This window comes from Pseudocolwellia sp. G5-9 (genome assembly GCF_055808995.1).
The window spans coordinates 3936179-3948052 of sequence record NZ_CM147893.1; the positions used below are offsets into that span (position 1 = coordinate 3936179).

General features: G+C 33.2%; 6 protein-coding genes. 2 read left to right on the forward strand and 4 right to left on the reverse strand.

What is annotated here, in order from left to right:
- Positions 1 to 3: 3 nt before the first annotated feature.
- Entirely contained in the window at positions 4 to 1053 is a 1050-nt protein-coding gene (locus tag AC0L5Q_RS17055; RefSeq protein ID WP_473611920.1) for an HD domain-containing phosphohydrolase, read from the reverse strand.
- A gap of 473 nt (positions 1054 to 1526) precedes the next feature.
- Between AC0L5Q_RS17055 and AC0L5Q_RS17060 the strand changes: the two genes are divergently transcribed.
- Entirely contained in the window at positions 1527 to 3482 is a 1956-nt protein-coding gene (locus AC0L5Q_RS17060; RefSeq protein ID WP_473611923.1) for a RiPP maturation radical SAM C-methyltransferase, read from the forward strand.
- Positions 3483 to 3512: 30 nt separating this feature from the next.
- On the opposite strand, the gene AC0L5Q_RS17065 is transcribed toward AC0L5Q_RS17060, so the two are convergent.
- From AC0L5Q_RS17065 to AC0L5Q_RS17075, 3 genes are all read right to left on the reverse strand, one after another.
- A complete protein-coding gene (locus tag AC0L5Q_RS17065) occupies positions 3513 to 4505 on the reverse strand; it encodes a C1 family peptidase (RefSeq protein WP_473611927.1) in 993 nt (330 codons plus the stop codon).
- Between the two features lie 84 nt (positions 4506 to 4589).
- Positions 4590 to 5285 (reverse strand): iron-containing redox enzyme family protein, encoded by a 696-nt coding sequence (locus AC0L5Q_RS17070; RefSeq protein WP_473611931.1) that lies wholly within the window; start codon positions 5283 to 5285, stop codon positions 4590 to 4592.
- Positions 5286 to 5468 (reverse strand): aroma-sacti cluster domain-containing protein, encoded by a 183-nt coding sequence (locus AC0L5Q_RS17075; RefSeq protein ID WP_473611935.1) that lies wholly within the window; start codon positions 5466 to 5468, stop codon positions 5286 to 5288.
- A gap of 210 nt (positions 5469 to 5678) precedes the next feature.
- Here AC0L5Q_RS17075 and AC0L5Q_RS17080 point away from each other — a divergent pair, with 210 nt between their 5' ends.
- Positions 5679 to 11873: a response regulator gene (locus AC0L5Q_RS17080; protein ID WP_473611939.1), complete on the forward strand. Its 6195-nt coding sequence runs from the start codon at positions 5679 to 5681 to the stop codon at positions 11871 to 11873.
- The last annotated feature ends 1 nt before the right edge of the window (position 11874 follow it).

Genomic DNA, 11874 nt, shown 5'->3' on the forward strand with positions numbered 1-11874 from the left:
TCGCTAGTTTGTTCCTATAGCAATAAATTCATCTAAATGCTCAATAAAAATATTAACCAGCGCGGGATCAAAATGAGAGCCAGACTGTGCTTGTATGTAAGCGACGGCTTCATCAATTGGCCAACTGTCTTTGTACTTGCGTTTATGAGTTAATGCGTCAAATACATCGGCTAATGCGACTATACGACCATATATGTGTATTTCATTGCCTTTAAGGCCTCTAGGGTAGCCACTACCGTCCCATTTTTCATGATGTTCATAAGCTATAATCCCTGCAGATTTAAATAATCGACGATGAGATTTTTTAAGAAAATCTTTTCCTCTTTCTGCATGGGTTTTCATTATGTCAAACTCGCTTTCTGTGAGTTTTCCTGGTTTATGGAGGATTTCTTCTGGAATAGCTATTTTGCCTATGTCATGCATGGGAGATGCGTGGAAAAGAATAATTTCGTCTTCTTCCGTTAAACTTTCAGTATAATGTGCTAATAGCCTGCATGACTCTGCCACACGTTTAATATGTTGACCTGTTTCATCCGATGTTAATTCCATCATTTCCATTAAAATGTAAATCATTTCACGCTGATTTTCTTCTAACTCGTTCGTTAATCTTTCTTGTTGAAAACCTGCCTTTACAGTTAACTTAATATTGGTTTGTTTTAATAAACTTTTAGCGCGGTGTAGTTCTAAATGATTTTTGACACGACAGAGAATTTCTTCAGCGTGAAAGGGCTTTATTATGTAGTCGGCACCGCCTAATTTGAAACCTTTAGATATTGAGTCTATATCGGATTTAGCGGTGAGAAAGATAATAGGGATATCTTTATGTTCTTCCATTAGCTTAAGCTGACGGCATACTTCAAATCCGTCTAGTTTGGGCATCATAATATCTAACAGAATAAGATCAAACGTTTCATGTTTGATGAGTTCAAGCGCTTCAAAGCCGTCAGATGCGAAAGATAATAAATAATTTTCTTCTTTTAAAATATTCATAGCCACTTGAATATTTTCAGGTACATCATCAACAATAAGAATTTTCATGTCTTGTAAATCCATTATTCTCAACTCCTTGTTATTGACATGCATAAATAAGCGGGAAGGGAATAGCTTATTTACTAATTTTTATATTTAAAAATTGCTTGTTATCTAAACTATAGCAGGTTTTTTGTACAGTAAAATCTAGATCAAGTTTTATCATGATCTTATTTTTATAAAAGGCATTATATCTTGTTAACTTCATGACTAAATTTTATAGTGAATATAGATAACCCGAATTCGGGATAAGCAATTATGCCTAATATTGCTATTTAATCACCTAACGTCGTTATTTTTATTGCTAATAGCCAGCTATTAGTCAATAAAAAATGCCTTGTTAAGCGAATAAATTTCAACATTAGGAAGCTAATAACGTGTTATTTGGATAATATTTATTTATGTTTATCATCTTTTATTTATAAATCAGTAAATTACAAAATCCATTATCCCGAGTTCGGGTTAAATTATATGTTCATGATATTAAGTCGTTTTATATGAAAGCAGATATTTGTTTGATCAGTATGCCTTATACCTCTCTTAGCACGCCTTCTTTGGCATTAGGTGTACTTGAAAACTATATTAGTCAGTATGGAAATACGGTGCATTCAGTTTATGGGAATTTAGAGTTTGCTAAAAAAATAGGTTTGGCAGAATACGAATTTATTAATAATGCTTTTAATGATTATTTGATAGGTGAATGGACTTTTTCTCAATCAGCATTTCCGCAACACGACTTAAAGGATGAAGGTTTTTTCGCACTATTTAGAGATTTAGATAAGCCTAAAAAACAAATGTTGTTATCTATTAGAGATAGCGCTACAAATTTTATAGACGATATGGCCAAAAGTGTTTTAGCTAAACAGCCGAGAATAGTAGGGTGTACGTCAACATTTCAACAAAATTGTGCGTCTTTAGCTTTACTGAGAAAAATTAAAAATGCAGATCCTTCTATTATTACTTTAATGGGAGGAGCCAATTGCGAAGGTGTTATGGGGCAAACCATCAGTGAAGAATTTACTTGGGTTGATTATGTTTTTTCTGGTGAATGTGATGATGTTATTGGCGAGTTTATTGATAAATTAGTTAAAGGTGATTCAATAGATAACCATAACCTACCTTATGGGTTTATTACCCAAAAAAATAAAGCTATTTTTACTGATGCTTCTACAAAAAAAAAAGCCCCCCGAGCGCATATGGAAGATATGTCGCTAGTGTCTTCGCCTATTTTTGATAGCTATTTTAATACGTTAAATAATCTTAATTTATCTGAATATATTTCTCCGGGGTTATTAGCTGAAACATCCAGAGGATGCTGGTGGGGAGCTAAACAACATTGTACTTTTTGCGGTTTAAACGGTGGAAGCATGGAGCATCGTTCAAAACTACCTGAAGTAGCTATTGAAGAAATGGACTATTTATCCACGCGATATAATGTGAACAAATTTTTTATTGTGGATAATATTCTCCCTGTAGAATATATGAACAGCGTACTACCAGAGCTTGCCGATAAATATGAATATAATATTTTTTATGAAACCAAAGCTAATTTAAAAAAAGGCCATGTAGAAAAACTCGCTAAAGCCGGTATAAAGTGGATACAGCCTGGTATTGAAGGATTACATGATGACTTTCTTAAAATTATTAAAAAAGGTACGACGGCTATTCAAAACGTTGCGGCTTTAAAATGGTGTAGAAGTTACGGTGTGAGGGTAACGTGGAATTTATTATGCGACGCTCCTTTTGAACAAGCATCGTGGTACGATGAAATGGCAGAATGGTTACCTTTGGTATCGCACTTACACCCACCTTTCGATCAAATGGCAAAAATTTGTTATCACCGTTTTAGTCCCTATTTTAATAATCCTGAACAGTTTGGTTTAACATTAGAGCCCACTAAAAGTTATCAGTATGTTTATCCGCTATCAAAAAATAAACTCTTTAATTTAGCCTATTTTTTTATTAAGCAAACAGATAACACACAAGGGATCTATACCTTAAACTTTACTTTTACATCTGAAACTGCAGCTCATGAAAAAGTACAAAATATCTTAAATGACTGGAGCAACTCTTGGTTAGAAGGGGCTTTACCTATGTTATTTATGGTTGACCAAGGGTCACAAATAATTATTATGGATACGCGTAAAGTCGCAACAAATTTTACTCATATACTTACGGGGTTAACCGCTACTATATACAGAATGATTGCAGAGCCAACACCTAAAGCAAGGTTGCTCGTTAAATTGACTGAGTATTATCAATCAGCAGAAGAAACATATACTGAAGAAGCATTAGAAGAAAGCATTGATTTTTTAATTAAAAATCATTTAATGATCCATTTAAGTAAATGTTATATGTCACTCGCTTTTATAGGAGAGTCAGCAGAGATGCTAGACAATCAAGATGCACCTAGCGGTTGTATTGATTTAGTTAAAGCGGCGAATGAATTATAAGGTTTCTCCAATAATATTACGTGTTTATCGTTACAAAGAAGATAAGCACCAATAGCTAAAAGTGTTATCAACTTCACCTTCAGCCGTATCGTAGCGGCTTAAAAAAAACAGATAAGGGATATAGCAATAGCCATTATCGCCAAAGGTATCACCGTACGAGTTTCTTACTATGAACACTTCTTTTTCATCATCAAAACCAACCGCTAACATGGCATGACCACCTAACCTAATCTCGTTTTTAGCTGGCATAGTCATTACGCCGTTATTGGTGATAAGAAAAAAACTTTTAGGTACCATCATACCAAAAATAAACGGTATACCTTTTGATAACGATAATTTTAGCTCGGTTAAATCATCCTTTACTGATAATTTGCAATAACGAATAATTTTGTATTGGTTTGCTTGCGCTATCGCTTTTGTAGAAGGTTTCTCGGTGATTGCTGCGTGTATTTCGGTTGCATTTTCTTTTAAAACTTTGGCTACTTCTAATTGAACATCTTGAAATGTTCCGGTTTTAACTACAGAGGCAATACTGCTCGGGTAGGCCATTTCAGGATAAGGCCATAGCGGTTCAGAACATACACCGTGTTTGTTTAAAACTTTAATGCCATCTCGAATAAAAACAGGTTTGTTGAAATCAACTTCGTTTGCTAATACGCGTTCGTGGTAATAAATAAACATAGGTGATGCGTTTAATGATTTTGCGGTTTGCTTAAGTTGATCTTTATGAATAGCGTTGGTATTTAGTAATGATCTATTTTCGTTAACAAAATAGAGTTCAGCGGCAACCGACAACGCACAAGCAGAGCAAGAATTTAATAACCCTTGATTAATTATGGGGGAATTTAATAAATGGCGTAAATCAACTTTTTCATGAATATGCTCAGCTATTTTAGTTTTTAATTGAACAGGACATGAAATATGAGAATAAGAGGAAGAGTTTTCTCCATGAAGATCACAAAAAAGGTGATCTCTATGATCATAACAATCAGGCTGTACCGTCGTTTTATATAACGCTTCCATAATATCTCTTCAATTATTGATTTTTTTGTATAAAAAAACCTTAATAACATGATTAAGGTTTTTTAAACTCATACCCATTTAAAATTACGTGCTTTTAGGTGCAGCTCTGCAAACATCTTCCATCACTAAAGCCACATAACGATAGGTTTGAAATGCGCTCATTTCAATGGCTCTAAAATGCGCTTCAGTTAGTGGTAAGCTGTTAATTGTATTTATTATATCTTGCCCATGCTGGCTGTCGATAACCGCATGCTCTAAAATAGTACTAAAACCTTCAGCGGGTAATCCTGATTTTTCAATTAAGCTATTAACATATTCAACGGTTGGGTGATTAACTTCTAAACAAGCTATATACCCTAAAAAGGCGATAGGGTGATGGTGGCGAATTAAATAATATTGTGAACCAACTAAAGCTGAAACATTGGAAGGAGGAATACGTGAAAAAATTTCTTCACGTGATACACCTAATTTTTCTAAATCGTTAACATACCATTGATCATGATCTGTTTCTTCAGCAATATGTTTTTCCATATACTTTATTAATGGTGCACAAACAGGATCATTTTCTATTGTATTTGCGCAATTAATAACTTCCTCCATCAATGGAACGGTTGCTCTAGCGACCATTTGATTGATAAATATGTGCTCTATACACACAGAAGGATGTATTGCCAGCTGAGTAAATTGGTTATTTATATCTGCAGCTCTAGCACTTAAAAAGCTTAAGTTAGCTTGTAAACGTTCAAAGTGAGTTGTTCCCTTATTTATTTTACCTATCACTTAAAGAATAATCCCAACGGGCTGACCACTTTGGTTCTGAATTTTTTTATTAATTGATTTTAAATGATCTACTTCTTCTTGAGATAATTGGTTTATCGCATTGACGTGATCTTCATGTAATCTATCTTTATCCAAAGCACCAGCTTCATGAAGTTGCTCAACATTGGTTTTTGTATTAGACATGTTAATTCCTTGTAAAATTATTGTTTTTTTTAAGTTATTTAAAGTTATTCAGTTAATTACGTTAACAGAATAAGGAATAAAGGTAATTGTTGTCAATCATTGATATTGATCGATAGTTCTTTTGTTATTTAATAAATATTGCCTTTACAAAAGATGATTTTTATTCACAAAATAAGCTATTAATATAAATTAAAAAAATTAATCAATTTTATGAATTCATCTAAATTCAGTTTCTCTAACATTTATATCATTCTATTTTTATTTCTTTTTACTGCTATCAGCAACATTGCACTCTCTATAGAAATATCTAATAAACAATTTTCTCACTTTTCATTAGAAGACGGTTTATCACAAGCGACAGCTCAAACAATGCTTTATGATAGTCAAGGTTTTTTGTGGGTTGGAACCACAGACGGTCTAAATAAGTATGACGGTTATCAGTTTAAGGTGTACAGACATAATCCAGATGATAATAAGTCAATATCAAGTAATGATTTGATATCAAGTATGGAAGATTCTGCTGGTAATTTATGGTTTGGAACAAACGGGCAAGGTATTACTTTATTTGATAAAAAGACTGAAGGCTTTACACATTTTAAATTTTTAGAAAATGAATCAACAAGTCTCAGTCATGGTGTAGTTAAGTCCATTGCACAAGACAAAAAAGGGGGGCTTTGGTTTGGTACTAAAAAAGGCTTAAACCATCTAATACGGCCATCTGATAAATTTATACATTTTAATCAGCCCCTAGAAAAGGGTATTAATGCTTCTGATTTAGATATCAATTATCTATTACCTGACAATAATAAAATTTGGATTGCTACGGCTAATAGTGGTCTATTTTATTTTGATTTGATTAACCAATCTTTTACGGCTATCCCAGTAGATAATGTTAGTTCTACTATTACCTCAATGGTTAAGTTTAACGATACTCAAATTATGTTAGGCACTGATGATGGGGTTGCCTTTTTAGATATTAATTTACTCAAAGTTATTGCTCATAAACCTTTATCTATTTTAAAAGCTCAATACATTAGTTCGCTCTTATTAGAAGATGATAACTTATGGATTGGCACTAAAAGTGGAGGGTATGTTTATAATGTTAAAAGTAAATCTCTCAGCCATTTTACTCATCAAGAAAATAAAAACAAAAGCTTAAGCCATGCAGAAATAACAACATTAACCAAAGATCGATTTGGAGGCGTTTGGGTTGGAACTTTTGTAAAAGGATTAAATCGTTTTGATAGATCTACTATACAGTTTAACCATAGCAATATAGAAAATACCAGTTTATCAAGTAATATCGTTTTAAGCTTTTTAGAGAAAAAAAATAGATTACTTATTGGCACCTATGGTGGGGGGTTAAACATATATGACAGAAAAAGTAATACTTATGAACTCCGTAAAACAATAATAGATAACACCAATAGTATTTCAAGTGATGTTATAACTGCGTTAGTTGCCGAAAATGATAATACTTTCTGGGTAGGTACTATTGGGGGAGGAGTAAATAAATTTAATATAGTTGAAAATACTATGTCTCATTATGTAAATACTCCCGATAATTTAAAAAGTTTAAGTAATAATAATGTATTAACTCTATTTAAAAGTAAAACTGGAGAGTTATGGGTTGGAACTTGGGGAGGAGGACTAAATAGATTTGACTATGAAGGCGATTATTTTAAACGTTATACCCATGAAGTAAATAATAAAAACAGTATATCAGATGATAGTATTTGGGCCATTTATGAAGACAATAATGGTTTTTTATGGCTGGGTACAGAATCAGGAGGGCTAAATAAATTTGATCCTCAAACGAATATATTTACGCATTATTTGAATGATGTAAATAATAAGAAAAGTTTAAGTCATAATTATGTTCTTTCCATTCTTCAAGCTAAAAATGGCACTTTATGGATAGGGACAAAAGGAGGGTTAAATAAATTTGATCCTATATCTGAGTCTTTTATTCATTACAGAGAAAAAGATGGTTTAGCTAATGACAGTGTTGTAGGGATTATTGAAGATCTTGATGGCAATTTATGGCTGAGTACAAATAAAGGACTTTCGAAGTTTAACCCTAAAACAGAACGTTTCAAGAATTATGATAATAACGATGGGGTGCAACATACTGAATTTAATGCATTAAGTTACTATAAAAGCAATAGTGGCGAGATGTTTTTCGGTGGTGTAAATGGCTATAATCATTTTTATCCAGAAAATATAAAAGATGATACAAGCATACCTCAAGTAGTGTTAACTGATTTTTTTCTATTAAATAAACCCGTTAAAATAGCTAATAAGCATCATTTATTAAACGACACTGAATTAAATAGAATAAGATCCAATAAAACAAAGCAACCAATAGAAGAAGATAACTTTTCTTTACCCGCCGCTATCAATGAACTAGATGAATTAACGTTAAGTTACCACGAAAAAGTGATCGCTTTTGAATTTGCTGCACTCCATTTTGCTGAACCTATGAACAATCAATATGCCTATAAACTTGAAGGTTTTGATAGTGAATGGATTTATACCGATGCTAAAAACAGAAGGGCAACTTACACCAATATACCGGCTGGTAATTATGTATTTAAAGTTAAAGCCAGTAACGGTGATGGATATTGGAATGAAGAAGGTAAAACGATAAAGCTCAACGTTTTACCGCCTTTATGGGAAACTTGGTGGGCTTATACGTTATATCTTTTCGCTATTTTAGGGATTATCTTTTTCCTTATTTACCGCCAACATATTAAACATCTACGAGAGCAAGCTATTAACATTCGTTTAACCCGCGTAGATAAGCTTAAAGATGAATTTCTAGCAAATACTTCACACGAGTTACGTACACCGTTAAATGGTATTATTGGGTTGGCCGAGTCGCTTATCGATGGCGTTGCGGGTAAGTTACCCGACAAAGCAACGCACGATTTATCTATGGTTGTATCTAGTGGCTATCGTTTGTCTAACTTGATCAACGATATTTTAGATTTCTCTAAATTAAAAAATCACAGCTTAACTTTGCAAACAAAACCCATTGATTTATGCAGTATGGTTAATGTTGTTATTGCACTTTCTAAGCCTACAGTAAAAAACAAAAAACTTTTGTTAGTTAATAATATATCTGCAGATTTTCCGCCTGTTATGGCGGATGAAGATAGAGTACAACAAATATTATTTAATTTGATCGGCAATGCTATTAAATATTCATTAAGTGGAGAGGTGACCGTATCTGCTAATGTAATTGGTAAAAAAGCTTTTATACGTGTTAAAGATACGGGGATTGGGATTGAAGCATCAGAGTTAGAAAGTTTATTTGACTCGTTTAAGCAAGCTGAGCACACAGAACTAAAATTAGAAGGTGGAACGGGGCTTGGCCTAGCTGTTACAAAGCAGTTGGTTGAATTGCATGGCGGCTCTATAGAGGTAAGCTCAATACCATTACCTGATGAAAACCATGGAAGTTGTTTTAGTTTTTATCTCAATTTAGCCAGTAAAAAGGAAAAAGAATTAGCGGGGGAAAATCTAAAGGAGGTAAATGCATTAGAGCAACCGTTGAACGTTTTACAGCCTTTAGACGATGAAATAGATTACTTTTTTAATATGAGTGACTTCGATTTATCTTCAGACATAATAGATAAAGAAGACCGCACGTTTAGCATACTTATCGTAGATGATGACCCAATAAACCGTCAGGTTTTAGCTAACCATTTAATGCCTAAAGGTTACCAGCTAACTCAAGCTATAGGCGGCCAACAAGCACTTAATGTTATTGAAAAAGAGAGCGAGAACCTATCATCAGGGCAGCGACCATTTGATCTTGTATTACTTGATGTCATGATGCCTAAAGTGGATGGGTATCAAGTTTGTCAAAAAATAAGAGAAACTTATTCTGTTAATGAGCTGCCGATAATATTCTTAACAGCAAAAAATCAGGTAGCTGATTTAGTCGAAAGTTTCTCAGCTGGCGGTAATGATTATCTAACCAAACCAATATCAAAATATGAACTGTTATCTCGGGTAGAAACACATTTGAAATTACTCGATATTAATAGAGATTTAGAACGACAAGTAAAAGAACGAACATTAGAGCTAGAGCATGCAATGGAAGCTAAAAGTGACTTTCTTGCAAAAATGAGTCATGAAATTAGAACTCCAATGAATGCTATTATTGGTTTAAGTCATATCACCTTAAAAACTGAGTTAGATAAAAATCAGCGAGATTTACTTGAAAAAACTCAAGATGCTTCCCACGCTTTATTAGGGCTTATTAATGATGTTTTAGATTTTTCAAAAATTGAAGCTGGTAAAATGGGCGTTGAATGTATCCCTATGACAATAGATACCCTCATCAGAAAAGCCAATAATATCTGTGCCTTGCGCGCTCATGCTAAAGAATTAGAATTAGTGGTTCAAGTACATAAAAATGTACCAGAACAAATAAAATCAGACCCCGTACGCTTACAACAAATATTGGTGAATTTAATTGGTAATGCGATTAAGTTTACTGAGCAAGGGCATGTTCATATTGAGGTTAAGCTGGTTGACGGTGATCGTATGCCAGTAATAACTCATCCCATTTATAATAATGAAATTGATATTAATAATTTACACATGCTTGAATTTAGTGTGTCAGATACCGGTATCGGAATTAATAAAGAATCAATTGAACAATTATTTAAATCATTTTCTCAAGCTGATAGTTCTATTACTCGTAAGTACGGGGGCTCTGGATTGGGCCTATCTATTTGTAAAGAATTAGCCGCTCTTATGGGGGGGAATATTTGGGTTGAAAGTGAAGAAGGTAAAGGAAGTAAGTTTAGCTTTACTGTGGCTTTTGAAGCACTTGAAAATTCAATCTTCGCGCCTCAAAACTTACACTTAATGGATGAATTGAAAATATTGGTCGTGGACGATAATCCTATATGTTTAGATATTATTAGCGATGCGTTAAGTGAATATAATTGTAATGTGAGTATGACTAACGATGCAGTTAGCGCATTACAATTATTAAAAGAGCAAAATCTAGCAGGTAACCCGTTTGAGATTGTTATTACTGATTGGAAAATGCCAGATGTTGACGGGATCGAGTTCGCTAAAATAATTAATCTAGAGCCTGATTATTATCATGTAAAAGCGGTGTTGATGGTAACCGCTTTTGATAAAAACAAAGCAATACCTATGGCTCAATCTGCGGGTATTGATGGCTTTATAGAAAAACCTGTTACTCCTACTTTATTATTAGAATCTATATTAAATGTACTTAAATTAACGCCTGAGCAACGTGTTAATTGTTTAGATGTGTCAAAAGTAGACTATTCAAATAAGCATATTTTATTAGTTGAAGACAATGAATTAAATCAACAAGTTGTTTTAGGCTTTTTAGAAGAAACAAAAGTAAATATAGATATAGCTAGTCATGGAAAAATAGCATTAGAGAAGTTAGCCAATAAAGCTTACGACTTAGTATTTATGGATGTTCAAATGCCAGTAATGGACGGAATAACGGCTACTCAAGAAATCCGCATTCAAGAGCAATTTAAAGATTTACCTATTATTGCAATGACAGCACATGTTGTACCTGAGGAATTGAATAAATGTTTCGATGCCGGTATGAATGAGTACTTTACCAAACCCATAGATCCTAAAGCATTAATATCGTTACTTGCTAAATGGTTTAGCGTGCCAGAATCTTCATATATACCTGTTATACAGGAGGATTCTTTAATTAAATCAAATATTACAGAGCTTCCACAAACCGAGCAAACACCGCACGATAAATTTATAAAGAATTTAACTGCGTTAAAAGTACTAAATGCAGATAAAGCTTTAACAAAAATGGAGGGGAGAGAAGAGATATTTAAAAAAATTGTCATTGGTTTTTATCAAAGTGCTCCCGATACCTTAAAATTAATTGAGCAGCAGTACAATGAACATTTATATAAAGATCTTTATATTACGATCCATTCTTTAAAGTCTAACGCGGCGTATATAGGTGCATATGTATTGTCTGAGCTTGCAGGTGAGTTTGAATTATTGTTAAGTAGCTATAACCCTGAGCTTAAGCTGGAGAAAACAAGTCTTATTGATATTGAAAAGTTGGTTAATCAAGTGTGCGCAGAGTTAAATATTATTTTGTTAGCTTGTTCACCTATTGTGGATGAGTATTTAAGTGCTTCAAAAGTAAGTTCAGAAACATTATCGGTACAAGACATTAGTTATAATATGCTAAAGTTATTAAGAGAAGAGAATGCTGAAGTAGAAGATTTATTACCTGAGTTTATTCAGTCTACTCGCAACACTGAGTTTGAAATTGAGGCGAACAATATTGTTGATTATATTGAAGATATTGAGTACTCGAAAGCGATAACCCGTGTAAACTCTTTGAGAGAAAAAATGCTTTGAA

Coding starts and splice junctions, on each gene's coding strand:
- AC0L5Q_RS17080 (WP_473611939.1), top strand. CDS start 5,679: ATGAATTCATCTAAATTCAGTTTCTCTAACATTTATATCATTCTATTT.
- AC0L5Q_RS17055 (WP_473611920.1), bottom strand. CDS start 1,053: ATGGATTTACAAGACATGAAAATTCTTATTGTTGATGATGTACCTGAA.
- AC0L5Q_RS17065 (WP_473611927.1), bottom strand. CDS start 4,505: ATGGAAGCGTTATATAAAACGACGGTACAGCCTGATTGTTATGATCAT.
- AC0L5Q_RS17075 (WP_473611935.1), bottom strand. CDS start 5,468: ATGTCTAATACAAAAACCAATGTTGAGCAACTTCATGAAGCTGGTGCT.
- AC0L5Q_RS17060 (WP_473611923.1), top strand. CDS start 1,527: ATGAAAGCAGATATTTGTTTGATCAGTATGCCTTATACCTCTCTTAGC.